Source organism: Mediterraneibacter glycyrrhizinilyticus (assembly GCF_015560805.1).
Lineage (GTDB): Bacteria > Bacillota > Clostridia > Lachnospirales > Lachnospiraceae > Schaedlerella > Schaedlerella glycyrrhizinilytica_A.
In genome coordinates, this window is sequence record NZ_JADMSO010000006.1 from 90,418 (window position 1) to 108,028 (window position 17,611).

A 17,611-nucleotide genomic window follows, 5' to 3' on the forward strand; every position below is an offset into this window, starting at 1 on the left:
ATGCATTATGACATTAGTTTCCCGAATATCGGACTGACACTTTCACATGTTGGAAAATCAATCTCGATCTTCGGGTTTGAAGTGGCATATTATGGAATCATCATCGGCAGTGCGATACTGATCGGATTTCTGATCGCGATGTCGGAAGCAAAACGGACAAAGCAGAATCCGGAAGACTATTTGGATATGGGAATGATCGGCGTCGTCATGGGGATCGTCGGCGCGAGGCTCTATTATGTGATCTTTTCCTGGGATATGTATAAAGATAATCTGCTCGAGATCTTCAATCTGCGCGGCGGCGGACTGGCGATCTATGGCGGTGTGATCGGCGCGGTGGCTGCGGTATTTTTATGTGCCCACATTAAGAAATTGTCGGCGCCGCAGATATTTGACACCGTTGCATTGGCGCTGGTCAACGGACAGATGCTCGGAAGATGGGGGAATTTCTTCAACCGGGAAGCGTTCGGGGAATATACGGATTCACTGCTTGCCATGCGGCTTCCGCTGGATGCTGTGCGGAGCGGTGATGTGACTGAACTGATGAGGGAACATATGCAGGTGATCGACGGCGTCAGTTACATTCAGGTGCACCCGACCTTTTTCTACGAGTCACTTTGGTGCTGTGTGCTGCTGATCCTGTTGATCCTTTATCGTAAGCATAAAAAATACGACGGAGAATTGTTCCTGCTTTATATGTTCGGATATGGGCTGGGACGGGTGTGGATCGAGGGACTCCGCACCGATCAGTTGATCATTCCGGGAACGGGGATCGCAGTATCCCAGCTTCTTGCAGGTGCCCTCGTCATCGGAATGGGAATCTTACTGGTATACTTCCGGAAGAAATATCAAAAACAAAAGAACGAGTGTCCTGCCGGAGAGGTGGATCCGGATGCGGATCCTGTCGAAAAAGTCATTGATTCTGTCGAAAAAAGATAGTAAGATAGAAGAAGTGAAGCGAGGGAACCGGAGGACATACGGATGAAGAAAAGAAAAGTAAGTCCGCAAAGCGGAAAGAAATGGATGATTTTGACGGCAGTAACCCTTGTGGTTGCTGTCGTTCTTATTGTATTTTTTATACAGTGGCGTTCTGCCAGAGAAGAGCAGGAAAAAGTGGACAAAGGAGTCGCTTATCTGACAAAGCTCGAAAAGCAGAATGTGTCGGAAATCGGGAAAAGTATTGACGAGATCCGCGCGGAGCAGAATCTGGCTCTGGCGGACAGCGATGAGTCGGCTGTGTGGAGCAGTTTTGAAAATGCGGCAGTTTTGGGAGATTCCAGAGCGGTCGGATTTTCTTTTCACGAATTTCTCCCGGAAGATCGGGTGATGGCGCAGGGGGGAGGAAAGATCACCGATCTCCCGCAGTATTATGACCAGTTGAAAGCGCTGAACCCGAAAGCGGTATTTTTGTGTTTCGGATTGAATGATGTCGGCATCGGTCTGTGGCCGACCGGGGAAGAATACGCGGCGGAATGTGACAAACAGATCGCGGCACTGCAGGCGGAACTTCCGGATGCCACGATCTATCTCAACTCGATCCTCCCGGCAGTCGGAGTCGGTCTGGAGGCGGACCCGGATTATCCGCGGATCGGGGAATATAACGAAGCCATGAAGACAATGGCGGAAGAAAAAGGCTATCATTTTATCGACAATACACAGATGGCCCAGGAGCATCAGGATCTGTATCAGGAAGACGGTCTGCATGTACAGCCGGATTTTTACAAATACTGGGCTGCGAATATGATGGCAGGGGTGAATGAGTCATGAAAAAATATATGTCCTACATAAAAATAGCGCTGACTGTATTGCTTGTCGTGTTTATCCTTGTGGACACAGGGAAAGACGCTTCGAGCAATGCGGAGATTGAGGATGTTTCGGCGCAGGTTGTAAAAGCGGCAAAACTGTCGAAGGAGACGCCTGCGGGAAACCGTATGGTAAAGAGGTTTTACGGACTGAACCCCGGAGATTATGAGGGAGTCGTTTTGTATGCGCCGAAAGATAATATGGATGTCAACGAACTGTTGATCGTCAAGCTGAAAGATACTTCACAGAGTAAAGCGGTGGAGTCGGCGATCCGGCAGCGGCTGGATACGCAGCTGAAAAGTTTTGAGGGATACGGAGCAGAGCAGACTGCGCTTCTCGAAGCGCATAAGCTGCAGGTCAAGGGCAACTATATCTTTTTCATGGTCGGAGACCGGGCGGCCGCGGCACAGAAAGCATTTTTAAAGAGTCTGTAAGGAAAACGGGGGAAGAGTATGATATTCAGCAGTATATTTTTCGTTTTTGCATATTTACCGATCGTATTGATCTTGTATTATCTGGTTCCGTTCAAATTTAAAAATCTTGTTCTGCTGCTCGTCAGTCTTGTGTTTTACGCATGGGGAGAGCCGGTCTATGTCGTGTTGATGTTGTTCAGTATCGCGATCAACTTTGTGAGCGGTCTGGAACTGGAATATTTTATGGACCGCGGCGAGATGAGAAAGGCAAAGTATGCCTGTATCGTTACGGCGGCGATCAACTTAGGCGTTCTAGGATTTTATAAATATTACGGATTTGTGATCGAGAATCTGAATGCGATCCTGCCGTTCGACATTCCGTACACAAAGCTTGCGCTGCCGATCGGGATCTCTTTTTACACATTCCAGACGATGTCCTATGTGATCGACGTTTACCGCGGAAAAGTAAAGGCACAGCACAATCCGATCACATTCGGCGCATATGTGTCTATGTTCCCGCAGCTGATCGCGGGACCGATCGTGCGGTATTCGGACGTGGAACAGCAGTTGATGAAACGGACGATGTCGATCCGGAAATTCGGCGACGGTGTGATGTGGTTTCTGCAGGGACTTGGGAAAAAAGTTCTGATCGCCAACAACATGGGAAGTATCTATGAGGCGATCGCAGTACTGGGCGCATCGGAGACTTCTGTGCTGACTGCCTGGATCGGATGTTTTGCCTATACGATGCAGATTTATTTTGACTTCGGCGGATATTCGGATATGGCGATCGGTCTCGGAAAGATGCTGGGATTTGAGTTTATGGAGAACTTTAATTATCCGTATACGGCGAAAAGCATCACGGATTTCTGGCGAAGATGGCATATTTCCTTAAGCAGCTGGTTCAAAGAATATGTATATATTCCGCTGGGAGGAAACCGTGTGGGACAGGCGAAGTCGATCCGGAACCTGTTGATCGTGTGGGGACTGACGGGTCTTTGGCACGGCGCAGCATGGAATTTTATCTTCTGGGGACTTTATTATGGAATAATTCTGATCATTGAGAAATATATATTAAAAGGGGCATTGGAGAAACTTCCGTCTGCATTGCAGCATGTGTATACGATCGTACTCGTGATGTTCGGATGGGTTCTGTTCTTCTCGCCGTCGCTTGGAAGCGCGGTGTCCTATATGGGAACGATGCTCGGAATCGGAGGCGCGGGATTGGCGGATCTGACCGGATGGTACTATCTGAAGTCCGGTCTGGTACTCGGCATCATCGCGGCAGTCGGAAGTACACCGGTTGTTTATCGGAGATTTTCAAAATGGGAGCATTCGAGAAATCCATATAAACAGATTGCGTGCGTAGTCGTATATGCGGGGATTTTTTTGATCTCGACGGCATATCTGGTCAATGCAACGTATAATCCGTTTTTATATTTCCGTTTTTAAAGGGGAAAGTAGAAAGTGCAGGGATACAAGATGGAGAAAAAAGAGCAAACTCAAAAACAGAGCGAGCATACTGTCGGCAAAAGAAGAGGCAGCCGGTTCTTGCAGAGGACGATGGCATTTGGCTTTTGCGGAGCTGTTCTTTTGCTTGTGCTGATCAGCCTGATCATGCCGGATCGATCTTTTTCGGAGGAAGAGAACCGTGTGTTATCAAAGCAGCCGAAATTCGGCGTTACAGAAGTGATGAACAAAGAGTATATGGAGGGGCTGGAATCTTATACATCCGATCAGTTTGTCTTTCGCGATCTCTGGATCAAGCTGAAAGTGCAGTGCGATCTTCTGACCGGGAAACGGGAGCTGAACGGCGTTTATCTCGGAAAGGACAAGTATCTGATGCAGGCAATCTCAGAGCCGGATCAAGAACATGTCAAAGAAAATATCAAAGGGATGAATGCATTTGCAGCACGGCATCAGGATCTGAACATCAATGCGATGATCGTTCCGAACGCGGCATATGTGATGCAGGACTATCTGCCGAAGGGCGCGCCGGTGCGGGATCAGAGCAAGGATATGAAAGAGATCCAGAAACAGCTTGATGCCGGGATCGGCTGCATCGATGTGACAAAGACGCTGCAGAAACATGTGGAAGAGGGGATGTATTATAAGACGGACCACCATTGGACAAGCCGTGCGGCGGCATATGCATTCAATGCGGCAGCCGTGCAGCTCGGGATCGGGGGCGCGTCCGGCGATTATCAGAGATATACCGTGACCAATGAATTTTCCGGAACATTGTCCTCAAAGAGTGGATACCATAAAGCGGAGGATACGATCGAAGTGTTTGAGCCGGAGGGAGTGGATGTAAAATATCTCGTGAGTGATTCGGATAATCAGGAACAGCGTCCGACCGCTTATGACAAAAAGGCGCTGAAAGAGAAAGACAAGTATCAGGTGTTTTTCGGCGGAAATCATGCGCAGGTTGATATTACGACGACAAATGATACGACAAAACGTCTGCTGATCTTTAAAGATTCTTATGCAAACTGTTTTGTGCCGTTTCTGATCCCGTATTACAATGAGATCATCATGGTGGATCCACGGTATTACTATGACAATGTGGAGACGCTGATCTCCGGAAAACATATTACGGACGTCTTATTTTTGTATAATATGGACACATTTCTGACAGACACTTCCATTGCGGGCGCGCTGGCGGAGGAATAGTGGAAATCACAGAAAACCGGAGACTTTCTTTTAGAAAGTTCCCGGTTTTCTTTTGTGGATCGTATGATGGACGGAATCATCCATGTATAGGAAAATAAACAAAAAACCGAGTCTGTTCTATGGACTTTTATTACTTTTGGCGATATAATTAGTATGCATGTGAAAAATCAGAATTTTGCAATGTACAATCTTAAGGAGGAACAAGAAATGGCAAGAAAAATGAAGACCATGGATGGTAACCAGGCAGCAGCTCATGTTTCCTATGCGTATACTGAAGTTGCGGCAATTTACCCGATCACACCATCCTCTGTTATGCCGGAACATGTAGACGAGTGGGCTACGGAAGGCAGAGAGAACATTTTCGGACAGACTGTTCAGGTAACAGAGATGCAGTCTGAGGCGGGTGCAGCAGGAGCAGTACATGGTTCCTTATCAGCAGGTGCGCTGACTACAACATTTACAGCATCCCAGGGATTGCTTCTGATGATCCCTAACTTATATAAAGTAGCAGGTGAGCAGCTTCCGGGCGTATTCAACGTATCCGCTCGTGCGATCGCAAGCCACGCGCTTTCTATTTTCGGAGATCACTCTGACGTATATGCATGTCGTCAGACCGGAGCAGCGATGCTTTGTGAGTCCAGCGTGCAGGAAGTTATGGACCTGACAGCAGTTGCACACTGCGCAGCACTTGAGGGCAAGATCCCGTTTATCAACTTCTTCGACGGATTCCGTACTTCTCACGAGATCCAGAAGATCGAGACATGGGATTACGAAGATCTGAAAGATCTGGTAAATATGGATGCGATTGATGAGTTCCGCGCACACGCACTGAACCCGAACCACCCATGCCAGAGAGGTTCCGCTCAGAACCCGGATATCTTCTTCCAGGCAAGAGAGGCATGTAACCCGTACTACGATGCTCTTCCGGGAATCGTTCAGGATTACATGGACAAAGTAAATGCAAAGATCGGAACAGACTACAAACTGTTCAACTACTACGGAGCAGAAGACGCAGAGCATGTGATCGTAGCGATGGGATCTGTCTGCGAGACGATCGAAGAGACGATCGATTACCTGATGGCAGCAGGCGAGAAAGTAGGAGTTGTAAAAGTTCGTCTTTACAGACCGTTCTCCGCTCAGGCATTGATCGATGCGATTCCGGACAGCGTGAAGACGATCAGCGTTCTGGACAGAACAAAAGAGCCGGGAGCACTCGGCGAGCCTCTGTATCTGGACGTTGTTGCAGCTCTGAAAGGATCTAAGTTCGACGCAGTACCGGTACTTTCCGGACGTTACGGATTAGGTTCCAAAGATACAACACCGGCACAGATCGTTGCTGTATACAAGAACACAGAGAAAGCAAAATTCACACTTGGTATCGTAGACGACGTAACCAATCTGTCACTGGATGCAGGCGCACCGCTTGTTACCACTCCGGAGGGAACGATCAACTGTAAGTTCTGGGGACTGGGAGCAGACGGTACTGTCGGAGCTAACAAGAACTCTATCAAGATCATCGGTGATAATACAGATATGTATGCACAGGCATACTTCGATTATGACTCCAAGAAATCCGGCGGTGTGACAATGTCTCACTTACGTTTCGGAAAATCTCCGATCAAGTCCACATACCTGATCCGTCAGGCTAACTTCGTGGCTTGCCACAACCCGTCCTATGTTGACAAATACAACATGGTTCAGGAACTGGTTGACGGAGGAACATTCCTTTTGAACTGCCCATGGGATATGGACGGTCTGGAGAAACATCTGCCGGGACAGGTAAAAGCATATATCGCAAACCACAACATCAAGTTCTACACGATCGACGGTATCAAGATCGGTAAGGAGATCGGACTTGGCGGACGTATCAATACAGTTCTTCAGTCTGCGTTCTTCAAACTGGCTGCGATCATTCCGGAAGAGGAAGCGATCGACCTGATGAAGAAAGCTGCAAAAGCTACTTACGGAAGAAAAGGTGACAAGATCGTTCAGATGAACTACGATGCGATCGATGCAGGTGCAAAACAGGTTGTTGAAGTAACTGTACCGGAAAGCTGGAAAGATGCGGCAGACGAGAGTCTTGCTACACCGCATATAGACGAGAACGGCAGAAAAGACGTTGTTGATTTCGTTAAGAACATTCAGGCAAAAGTAAATGCACAGGAGGGAAATTCACTTCCGGTATCCGCATTTACGGAATATGTAGACGGATCGACTCCGTCCGGATCTTCCGCATACGAGAAACGTGGTATCGCAGTGGATATCCCGGTATGGAAACCGGAGAACTGTATCCAGTGTAACCGTTGTGCATATGTTTGCCCGCACGCAGTTATCCGTCCGGTAGCGCTGAACGAAGAAGAAGCAGCGAAAGTTCCGGAGGGAATGAGCACGATCGATATGATCGGTATGCCGGGAATGAAATTTGCGATCACAGTATCCGCTTACGATTGTACCGGATGTGGATCCTGTGCAAATGTATGTCCTGGAAAGAAAGGCGAGAAAGCTCTCGTTATGGGCAACATGGAAGCAAATGCCGGAAGTCAGGAATTCTTCGACTTTGGAACAGAGATTCCGGTAAAACCGGAAGTTGTTACAAAGTTCAAAGAGAATACAGTAAAAGGAAGCCAGTTCAAACAGCCGCTGCTTGAGTTCTCAGGAGCTTGTGCAGGTTGTGGAGAGACACCTTACGCAAAACTGATCACACAGCTGTTTGGTGACAGAATGTATATCGCAAACGCAACAGGATGTTCTTCGATCTGGGGTAACTCCTCACCGTCCACACCTTATACCGTCAATGCCAAAGGACAGGGACCGGCATGGTCTAACTCACTGTTCGAGGACAACGCAGAGTTCGGTTACGGTATGCTGCTCGCTCAGAACACGATCAGAGAGAGACTGAAAGGCAAAGTAGAGAAGATCGCTGAGATCGCAGAAAAAGAAGAAGTAAAAGCTGCTGCACAGGAATACCTGGATACATTTGCAGTAGGCGCTACAAACGGAACCGCAACAGACAAGCTGGTAGCTGCTCTGGAAGCATGTGACTGTGATCTGGCTGAAAAGGCAGAAGTTCTCAAGAACAAAGACTTCCTTGCTAAGAAATCCCAGTGGATCTTCGGTGGAGACGGATGGGCTTACGATATCGGATTCGGCGGTGTTGACCACGTTCTTGCAAGCGGAAAAGACATCAACATCATGGTATTCGATACAGAGGTTTACTCCAACACAGGCGGACAGTCCTCCAAGGCTACGAAGACAGGTGCTACCGCACAGTTCGCAGCAGGCGGAAAAGAAACCAAGAAGAAAGACCTTGCAGGTATCGCAATGAGCTACGGCTATGTATATGTTGCACAGATCGCTATGGGTGCTGACTTCAACCAGACTGTAAAAGCAATCGCAGAGGCTGAAGCATATCCGGGACCGTCACTCATCATCGCTTACGCTCCATGTATCAACCATGGTATCAAGAAGGGTATGAGCAAAGCTCAGACTGAGGAGCAGCTGGCAGTAGAGTGCGGATACTGGAACAACTTCCGCTTCAACCCGGCAGCAGAGGGAAACAAGTTCTCACTGGACAGCAAAGAGCCTAAACTGGACAGCTATCAGGAATTCCTTGACGGAGAAGTTCGTTACAACGCACTGAAGAGAGCAAATCCGGAGAAAGCTGAAAAACTGTTCGCGATCAATGAGCAGGAAGCAAAAGAAAGATACGAGTATCTGAAGAAACTTGTAACTCTGTACGGCGAGGAATAATCCTGAAACAGAGGAAGTATTTTCAATAAAAAATATGGGATCCGGACAGGTTCGGATCTGAAAAACAAAAAGCAGGACCGGCACGGCGAAAGCAGTGCCGGTCCTGTTAAAATCCATGCTCAAATATTGTAAAAAAGAAAACGGGGATCATAGGTTATGGATTACTTGAAGAGATCAGAAGAACTGTTTGAAGAGACCGTGGAAAATCGGAGACATTTGCATCAGATGCCGGAACTGGGGCTGGAACTGCCGGAAACAACGGCATTTATCATGGAAAAACTTACGGAGATGGGGTATGACCCGAAGCCGTGCGGCGGCGGTGTTGTGGCGTGTGTCGGAAAAACGGGCGGAAAAACCGTGCTTCTACGAGGCGATGTGGACGCTTTGCCGATGAAAGAGGAAAGTGGACTTCCATTTGCGAGTCAGCGGGAAAATGCACATACATGCGGACATGATATTCACGGAGCAATGCTTTTGACCGCGGCAAAGATGCTGAAAGAAAACGAGGCGGCTTTAGACGGAATGGTGAAATTAATGTTTCAGTCGGGAGAAGAGCCGCTCACAGGCGCAAGATCGATGATCGCGGACGGATTGCTTCAAGATCCGAGACCGGACGTCGCGCTGGGGTATCATGTGGTTGCCGGATCGATGCCGATGGGACTGTTTGTTTACAACCGGGAAGGCACATTGATGAATTCCAGTGATAATTTTATCATCGATATTCAGGGAAAAGGCGGTCATGGAGCTTATCCGGATGCGTGTATCGACCCGATCAATATTGCGGCGCATATGATCCTTGCGTTGGAATCCGTCGTTGCAAGAGAGATCAAATCCACACAGGCGAGCGTGCTGACGATCGGAAAAGTGACGGCGGGAGATGCGCCGAATATCATACCGGATCAGGCGCAGCTTCAGGGAACACTTCGCTGTGACAGCGAGAAAGAACGGAAGTTTATTTTGCAGAGATTGTCGGAGGTTGTGGATGCCGTGGCGAAAATGTACCGCGGTTCGGCAACGATCACGATGCTTGCCGGAACGCCGCCGCTGATCTGCGATCCGCAGTCGGTGGACGATTTTGTAGGATATATGCGGGAACTGGACGTGCCGGGACAGTGTGAACATGTGGGAATGCATGCGGCTTCGTCGGAAGACTTTTCGGCGGTGCTTTCCGAAATTCCGGGAGCTTATATGTTCCTTTCCGCAGGATTTACGGACGGCAGGGAGACATATAACCAGCATCACCCGAAAGTGGAATTTAACGAGGAAGTCATGAAATCCGGAGCCGCTTATCTGGCACATTGCGCGACAAGGTGGCTGGAAGAACATAAATAGACATTAGAGCAAGAAGAAACAGAGGAAATTCGGAGCGTATTTCAGAAAGACTCCGGTTTCCTCTGTTTTCTGTATAATGATGGTAGCGTCGATGTACAAGGGGAAACACGCCTCAAACCGCGTAATTTCGGTGATTTTCAGCGTTATCCTCAATCAGCGTACGTCCAGGTACGCTTCAATCGTCTGCCTTGAAAATAACCGAATTATCTGCGGTTGAGGTCGGTGAGTCGAGAAGAGACAAATCTAAGCCTCTTTTAGGCACTTGAACGACGCGTACAGAGACGTACGCGGAGTGAAAGTAACAACAAAGAGGCTTAGATTTGCTCTTCATCGACCGTTTTCCCCCTTGTACACCGACGCTACGTTTTTTTTTAGAGAATAAATGAATGTCCTTTTTTATACTGTCAAAGTTAAGGTAGAATTGCTTACCAGTCTTATGGTATAATTTGCACAAGAAAATGAATGAAGTGATTCGTGTAAGGAAGTGTTGTTATGTGCGATGTAAAAAAGTATGAAGAATTATATAAGGAAATAGAAAAATTAAAACCAGAGGATACTTTACAATTAGTATTGGAGGCAGAAACAGAAGAGCAAAGAGAATTTTATGAAATGGTTGGCGATTTCTTACTTCAGAAAAAACAGAAGAAAGTAATTGAGAGGAATCTGTTTTAATGAAAAAATATATTATAATTGCAGGTGTTAATGGGGCGGGGAAGTCGACGCTCTATGAAACATTGGATGAATTAAAAGATATGCCACGTATAAATACTGATGAAATTGTGAAAGTATTAGGGGACTGGAGAGATATGTCAATCTTAATTACAGCTGGGAAAGTTGCCGTTAAATTGTTAAATCAGTATTTGACAGATGGAGTTACATTTAATCAAGAAACTACATTATGCGGAAAATCCATTTTAAGAAATATTAGAAAGGCAAAAGAAATGGGTTATTGTATCGAGATGCATTATGTGGGAGTTGATAGTGTTAATATTGCGAAAGAAAGAGTAAAATCGCGAGTAAATAAAGGTGGACATGGAATTCCGGAGGCAGACATTGAAAAACGTTATATGGAAACATTCCATAATTTGAAAGAAATATTAAAAGATTGTGATTTGGCGGCATTTTATGATAATACTGAAGAATTTCGGCGTTTTGCAATTTTTCGTAATGGTGAGGTGGTTAGACTATCGCAGAATCTGCCTAAATGGATAGAGGGGAAAGGTATTATTTAAAATTTGACGGGGACATATTGTGAAAAAGGAAAGGGAAGACCGGATGCAGAAAGTATTTCGAGAGGCGGTGGAGGCGAATCCGATCATTGCCGCCGTCAAAGATGAAGATGGATTAAAAAACTGTTGTGAGAATGAGGAGATCGGCGTTGTGTTTTTGTTGTTCGGAGATATTTGTTCGATCGGCGGTCTGGTGGAACGGGTGCATCGGGCGGGGAAGATCGCGATGGTGCATATGGATCTGATCGGCGGACTTTCGCCGAAAGAGGTCTCGGTGGATTATTTGAAATATACGGCGCACGCGGACGGGATCCTCACGACAAAGAACGCGATGATCCAGAGGGCGAAAGAACTTCAGCTTTTCACCGTGCTGCGGGTTTTTGTCATTGATTCGATGGCACTGAAAAGTATTGAGAATCTGGAACATCAGCACAGCGGAAGACCGGATTTTCTGGAAGTGATGCCGGGGGCGATGCCGAAAGTATTGCGGAAGATCAAAAGTATCAGCCGGATCCCTCTGATCGCAGGGGGGCTGATTGCTGACAAAGAAGATGTGATGGGAGCGCTTTTGGCGGGGGCATCCGCAGTGTCGACTTCCCGTCAGGACGTGTGGGAAATGTAGTCCGTGGAGCGGCGGGAGAATCGCCGAAAGACTGGGATAAAGGCAAAAGAACCGCGCGAGGCAAAAAAGTAGGAGGCAGTTACGATGGCAAAGTATATTATGGCGCTGGATGCAGGTACGACGAGCAACCGGTGCATTTTGTTTAATGAAAAAGGCGAGATCTGCAGTATGGCGCAGAAAGAATTTACACAGCACTTTCCGAAACCGGGCTGGGTAGAGCATGATGCCGGGGAAATCTGGGCGACCCAGCTTCAGGTGGCGAGAGAGGCGATCAGCCGGATCGGGGCAAAACCGGAAGAGATCGCCGCGATCGGAATCACCAACCAGAGAGAGACGACGATCGTCTGGGATAAACATACCGGGAAACCGGTCTGTCATGCGATCGTCTGGCAGTGCAGAAGAACGGCAGAATACTGTGACTCCCTGAAAGAACGCGGATTGACGGATAAATTCCGGGAGAAGACAGGGCTGGTCATCGATGCGTATTTTTCCGCGACAAAGGTGAAATGGATCCTGGATCATGTGGAGGGCGCGAGAGAGCGGGCAGAACGAGGAGAGCTTTTATTCGGCACGGTGGAGACGTGGCTGATCTGGAAGCTGACGAAAGGAAAAGTACATGTGACGGACTACTCCAATGCATCCCGGACGATGCTTTTCAACATCAATACATTACAGTGGGATGAAGAGATCCTAAGAGAGCTTGATATTCCGCGTTCCATGCTTCCGGAGGCAAAGCCGTCCAGCTGTATTTACGGATATGCGGACGCTTCGTTCTTTGGCGGAGAGATCCCGATTGCGGGGGCGGCCGGAGACCAGCAGGCGGCGCTGTTCGGTCAGACTTGTTTCCACGCCGGAGAGGCGAAAAATACATACGGAACCGGATGTTTTCTGCTTATGAATACCGGGGAAAAACCGGTCTTTTCCAAGAACGGACTGGTTACGACGATCGCCTGGGGGATCGACGGGAAAGTCAATTATGCATTGGAGGGATCGATCTTTGTCGCGGGAGCGGCAATCCAGTGGCTTCGGGATGAACTGCGTCTGATCGATTCGGCGTCCATGACGGAATATATGGCGCAGAATGTGGAAGATTCCAACGGCTGTTATGTTGTTCCGGCATTTACCGGACTGGGCGCGCCGTATTGGGATCAGTATGCGCGGGGAACGATCGTCGGTCTGACGCGTGGTGTGAACAAAGATCATATTGTGCGTGCGACCTTGGAATCTCTGGCATATCAGGTCAACGATGTATTGGAAGCGATGAAAGCGGATTCGGGGATCGATCTGGCGGCACTGAAAGTGGACGGCGGCGCCAGCGCGAACAATTTCCTGATGCAGACGCAGGCGGATATCAGCAACGCTCCGGTCAACCGCCCGAAATGTGTGGAGACAACGGCGATGGGAGCCGCATATCTGGCAGGTCTTGCGGTCGGTTACTGGAACAGTCCGGAAGAGGTTGTGAAAAACTGGGCGATCGATCAGATTTTTACGCCGAAGATCGAAGCCGGAAAGCGGGAGAAGATGCTGCGCGGATGGAAACGGGCAGTGCGCTGTGCATTTGGCTGGGCAAAGGATGAAGACGAAAAGGAGTTATAAAAGATGTTTGGGTATGTCACGATCTGTGAGCCGGAGTTGAAAATCAAAGATTTCAAAGCTTACAAAGCCTGTTACTGCGGACTTTGTAAGTCATTAAAAGAGTATTACGGCAGTCTGGGACAACTGACGCTCACCTATGATATGACGTTTGTGATCCTGCTTCTGACGTCTCTTTATGAAACGGAACTGAAACAGTCGATGCATCGCTGCAAAGTACACCCGGTCAAAAAGCAGACCATGCTGCAGAATGAATTTTCGGAATATGCCGCAGATATGAATATTTTATTGTCCTATTATCATCTGAAAGACGACTGGCAGGATGAGAAGAAATTAAGCGGTCTGCTGGGCTGCGCGGCATTTCGGAAAAAAGCGCAGAAGCTGGCGGAGAAATATCCGCGCCAGAGTCGTGCGATCCGCCGGGAACTGAAACGTTTGGAGCAATACGAAAAAGAGGACCGGCAGGAGATCGATCTGACGGCGGGATGCACCGGAAGACTGATGGAAGAACTGCTCGTTTATCGAAAAGATATGTGGGAAGAGCCGCTTCGGAAGATCGGATTTTTCCTCGGGAAATTTATTTATATCATGGACGCCTACGAAGATCTGGAGAAAGATTTAAAAGACGGCAATTATAATCCGCTGAAAGCACTGCATGAACAGCCGGATTATGAGGAACGCTGCGCGCAGATCCTCAATATGATGATGGCGGAATGCAGCGCGGCATTTGAACGGCTGCCCTGTCTGAAAGGGGCGGATATCCTGCGGAATATCCTGTATGCGGGCGTATGGAACCGTTACAATAAGATCCGGAAAGAGCGGCAGAATACCAAAGCGGGAAGCGGACGGAATGAACATGCGTCGGACGGAGGTGCGCACCATGCATCATGATCTGACCAACGGAAATATCACAAGATCGCTGTTGTGGTTTGCATTTCCGATCATGGTCGGAAATCTGCTCCAGCAGTTTTATAATGTGGTCGATACGCTGATCGTCGGACAATTTCTCGGCAAAGATGCGCTGGCGGCAGTCGGATCGTCCTATTCCTTGATGACGTTTCTGACGTCGATCCTGCTCGGGCTTTGTATGGGAAGCGGCGTTGCTTTTTCTATTTACTATGGAAAGAAAGATTCTGTGCGCCTGAAAAACAGTATTTTTCTCGCGTTTTGTATGATCGGCGGCATTGCGCTTCTGATCACCGGGATCGTATTTTCCGGGATGGATATGATCCTGCATCTTTTGCAGGTTCCGGCGGATATTTATGAAATGATGTGGGAATATCTCTGGATGGTCTTCTGGGGGATCCTCGCCACATTTTTGTACAATTTCTTTTCCTGTCTGCTACGGGCGGCGGGAAATTCGGTTGTTCCGCTTGTGTTTCTGGGGATTTCCGCGGTGCTCAATATCGGGCTGGATCTCTTGTTTGTCGTAGTGCTGAAGCGCGGAGTGCAGGGAGCGGCAGAGGCGACCGTGATCTCGCAGTATGTATCGGGGGTGGGACTTTTTATCTACACGCTGCTTTTCTTCCGGGAATTTTGTCCGCGGCGCGAAGATATGCGGTGGAGAAAAGAGATCTTAAAAGAAATCCTCCATCTGTCTTCGATGACCTGTATCCAGCAGTCGGTTATGAATTTCGGAATCCTGATGGTGCAGGGACTGGTCAACAGTTTCGGCTCGGTTGTGATGGCGGCTTTTTCCGTGGCGGTGAAGATCGACTCGTTTTCCTATATGCCGGTACAGGATTTCGGAAATGCATTTTCCACCTTTGTAGCGCAGAATTACGGAGCCGGAAAGAAAGAGCGGATCCGTGAGGGCATCCGAAGCGCGGTGCGGACGTCGTTTCTTTTCAGTGTCGGAGTCAGCGCTTTGGTTGTCCTGTTTGCAAAGCCGCTGATGCTGATCTTTGTCAAGCCGGAGGAAGTGGAGATACTAAATGTCGGGATCCGGTATCTGCGGATCGAGGGAAGTTTTTACTGTCTGATCGGATTTTTGTTCCTGCTGTACGGGTATTTCCGGGCAGTCAAACGTCCGGGGATTTCCCTTGTACTGACTGTGATCTCCCTCGGAACGCGGGTGGCGCTCGCCTATATTCTCTCGGCAAATGAGGCGATCGGCGTGGACGGGATCTGGGCTTCGGTTCCGATCGGCTGGTTTCTGGCGGACGCGGCGGGGTATCTCTATTACCGGAGGGAAAAGAAGAAAACTTTGTGAAGAATCCGTGCAAAGTCTGGACATGGCAGAAAATCTATTATATGATAGATAAGATATTGAGGTGCAAAGGAAAAGTGAGGATTACGAAATGAATAAAAATCCATATGATGTGCTGGGAATTCCGCAGAGCGCATCAGATGACGAAGTGAAGAAAGCATATAGAGATCTGACAAGAAAGTATCATCCGGATGCGAATGTCAACAATCCGCTGGCAGATCTGGCGGAAGAGAAGTTCAAGGAAGTGCAGGAAGCCTATGATGTGATCATGAAAGAGCGGGAACACGGCGGATCCGGTTACGGATACGGCGGTTATGGCTCCGCGGGCGGGAACAGCTACGGCGGATATAGTTCTTCCGGCGGTTCTCAGGATGTGGAGATGCAGGCTGTCTATAATTTCATCAACACAAGGCGTTATCGCGACGCGCTCAATGTGCTGAACCGGATGCCGAACCGCAATGCGCAGTGGTATTATCTGAGTGCGGCAGCCAACGCGGGGATCGGCAACAACATTCTGGCGAGAGACCACGCGGGACAGGCGGTCAATATGGAACCGAACAATATGCAGTACCGTCAGCTTCTCAATCAGATCGAGTGGACCGGACAGCGTTACCAGAACAGTCCGTATAACGGCGGATATGGCGTGGGCGGAAGCAACTGCGGAAGCGGGAATATGTGCTGTGACCTCTGTATAGCAGACCAATTATGTGAGTGTATGGGAGGCGACCTCTGCGGATGCATGTAAAAGCTAAGAAAATCGCATTTGGAGGGATGCTGCTGGCGCTGACGATCATTTTTATGATGCTTGGCAGTATCATCGAGACAGGAACGCTGTTCTTACTTGCGGCAGCGTCCTTTTTTGTAGGGATCATCTGGAGAGAATTCGGCGCCGGAAGCGGCGTGGCGTTCTGGGGAGCCGGCGTGCTTCTCGGACTGTTTATTGCACCGAATAAGTTTTACGTCATCACTTATGCGGTGATGGGACTTTATATTCTGATCGTGGAGATCGTATGGCTGAAATTAGGGCGGATGTCGGACCGGATCAATCGGAAAGCGTTGTTCTGGATCGTAAAATATGTCGTGTTCAATCTGATTTTTTTACCGGCAGTCTTGTTGTTTCAGGAAGTTTTGTTTGTACGTGAGATTTCAGGCTGGATGTCTGTGATCGTGATCGCGGCGGGACAGGTGTTCCTGTTTCTGTACGACCGCGCATATGAATATTTTCAGGGTGTCCTCTGGAATAAGATGCGGGGGAGACTTTTGAATTGATATATGTACACCGACGCTAACCTCTTTTGTGTACAAGGGCTCTGTACTTTGTATGCAAAAGAGGTTTTTTGCTGCATAGGACATAGGAAATTGTGTCAGAAAAATTCTTGACAATAAAAATTTTCAGTCGTAAAATAGGTATGTAGAAAAAGTTCAAACATGAACAATCCATACATGAACAATCCATACATGAACAATCCACATGTGAACAATTCATGATTGAACGAAACATACATTCCCGGATGGAGGTAGAATATGGAAGAGGCGTGCGGTAAGGTGGGATTTGAGATCCGGCGGCTGGATCATACGATTTCAAGGACGATTGAAGCGTGGGTAAAAGCGGAGGGGATCGACGAGATTCCGCTGATGAATGGATGGATCATGCGGTATTTGTATGAGAACCGGAAGAAAGATATTTTTCAGAAAGACATTGAGAAGTTCTTTTCGATCGGACGTTCCACAGTGACGAACATCATACAGATCCTTGAGAAAAAGGGCTATGTCCGGCGGGAGTCCGTGGAATATGACGCCCGGTTAAAGAAAGTCATCTTGACGGAACAGGGGATCGAAAGCCATGAGAAGATCGAGGCGATCATCGGATGTCTGAACCACCGGATGATCCAGGGGATCGAGGACGACGATCTTCAAGTATTTCTGCGTGTGGCAGATCAGATCCGTAGGAATGTGGAAAAAGAAAAGTTGTAAATGCAAAAATTGTAAA

The 17,611-nt window shown here is 48.2% G+C and carries 16 protein-coding genes; all 16 read left to right on the top strand.

All coding sequences use genetic code 11. The annotated features are described in order from the left end of the window. The 16 genes from lgt to I2H87_RS07815 all read left to right on the top strand — a co-directional run bounded on the left by lgt (window position 1) and on the right by I2H87_RS07815 (window position 17,595). Window positions 1-936 carry a prolipoprotein diacylglyceryl transferase gene (lgt, locus tag I2H87_RS07740; protein ID WP_117551182.1) on the top strand — a complete coding sequence of 312 codons (936 nt, stop codon included), beginning with the start codon at window positions 1-3 and terminating at the stop codon, window positions 934-936. 42 nt (window positions 937-978) lie between these two features. Further along, on the top strand, window positions 979-1,764 hold the full coding sequence (locus I2H87_RS07745; protein WP_117551183.1) for a GDSL-type esterase/lipase family protein: 786 nt from the start codon (window positions 979-981) through the stop codon (window positions 1,762-1,764). Continuing rightward, a complete protein-coding gene (locus I2H87_RS07750) occupies window positions 1,761-2,234 on the top strand; it encodes a DUF4358 domain-containing protein (RefSeq protein WP_195609668.1) in 474 nt (157 codons plus the stop codon). The genes I2H87_RS07745 and I2H87_RS07750 overlap by 4 nt, the downstream gene beginning before the upstream one ends. An 18-nt stretch (window positions 2,235-2,252) precedes the next feature. Beyond that, a complete protein-coding gene (locus tag I2H87_RS07755; RefSeq protein WP_195609669.1) occupies window positions 2,253-3,665 on the top strand; it encodes an MBOAT family O-acyltransferase in 1,413 nt (470 codons plus the stop codon). Between the two features lie 30 nt (window positions 3,666-3,695). Beyond that, window positions 3,696-4,886, top strand: coding sequence for a DHHW family protein (locus I2H87_RS07760; RefSeq protein WP_195609670.1), 1,191 nt, complete (start codon window positions 3,696-3,698; stop codon window positions 4,884-4,886). 207 nt (window positions 4,887-5,093) lie between these two features. Next, on the top strand, window positions 5,094-8,636 hold the full coding sequence (gene nifJ, locus I2H87_RS07765; RefSeq protein ID WP_195609671.1) for a pyruvate:ferredoxin (flavodoxin) oxidoreductase: 3,543 nt from the start codon (window positions 5,094-5,096) through the stop codon (window positions 8,634-8,636). A 156-nt stretch (window positions 8,637-8,792) separates the two neighbouring features. Beyond that, on the top strand, window positions 8,793-9,968 hold the full coding sequence (locus I2H87_RS07770) for a M20 metallopeptidase family protein (RefSeq protein ID WP_009268063.1): 1,176 nt from the start codon (window positions 8,793-8,795) through the stop codon (window positions 9,966-9,968). A 492-nt stretch (window positions 9,969-10,460) separates the two neighbouring features. Beyond that, window positions 10,461-10,640, top strand: a complete 180-nt coding sequence (locus I2H87_RS07775; protein ID WP_117551188.1) for a hypothetical protein — start codon at window positions 10,461-10,463, stop codon at window positions 10,638-10,640. Then, on the top strand, window positions 10,640-11,200 hold the full coding sequence (locus I2H87_RS07780; protein WP_009268062.1) for an AAA family ATPase: 561 nt from the start codon (window positions 10,640-10,642) through the stop codon (window positions 11,198-11,200). The genes I2H87_RS07775 and I2H87_RS07780 overlap by 1 nt, the downstream gene beginning before the upstream one ends. 43 nt (window positions 11,201-11,243) lie before the next feature. Beyond that, complete coding sequence (locus I2H87_RS07785) at window positions 11,244-11,819, top strand: glycerol-3-phosphate responsive antiterminator (protein ID WP_009268061.1); 576 nt, start codon at window positions 11,244-11,246, stop codon at window positions 11,817-11,819. Between the two features lie 84 nt (window positions 11,820-11,903). Then, window positions 11,904-13,415, top strand: coding sequence for a glycerol kinase GlpK (gene glpK, locus I2H87_RS07790; RefSeq protein WP_009268060.1), 1,512 nt, complete (start codon window positions 11,904-11,906; stop codon window positions 13,413-13,415). A gap of 3 nt (window positions 13,416-13,418) precedes the next feature. Further along, window positions 13,419-14,303, top strand: a complete 885-nt coding sequence (locus I2H87_RS07795; protein WP_009268059.1) for a DUF5685 family protein — start codon at window positions 13,419-13,421, stop codon at window positions 14,301-14,303. After that, window positions 14,293-15,624, top strand: a complete 1,332-nt coding sequence (locus I2H87_RS07800; protein WP_195609701.1) for an MATE family efflux transporter — start codon at window positions 14,293-14,295, stop codon at window positions 15,622-15,624. Before I2H87_RS07795 ends, I2H87_RS07800 begins: the two co-directional genes overlap by 11 nt. Window positions 15,625-15,712: 88 nt before the next feature. Beyond that, on the top strand, window positions 15,713-16,366 hold the full coding sequence (locus I2H87_RS07805) for a DnaJ domain-containing protein (protein ID WP_195609672.1): 654 nt from the start codon (window positions 15,713-15,715) through the stop codon (window positions 16,364-16,366). Then, window positions 16,357-16,890, top strand: a complete 534-nt coding sequence (locus I2H87_RS07810) for a hypothetical protein (protein WP_009268056.1) — start codon at window positions 16,357-16,359, stop codon at window positions 16,888-16,890. The genes I2H87_RS07805 and I2H87_RS07810 overlap by 10 nt, the downstream gene beginning before the upstream one ends. A 255-nt stretch (window positions 16,891-17,145) precedes the next feature. After that, window positions 17,146-17,595, top strand: coding sequence for a MarR family winged helix-turn-helix transcriptional regulator (locus I2H87_RS07815; RefSeq protein ID WP_009268055.1), 450 nt, complete (start codon window positions 17,146-17,148; stop codon window positions 17,593-17,595). Window positions 17,596-17,611 lie beyond the last annotated feature (16 nt).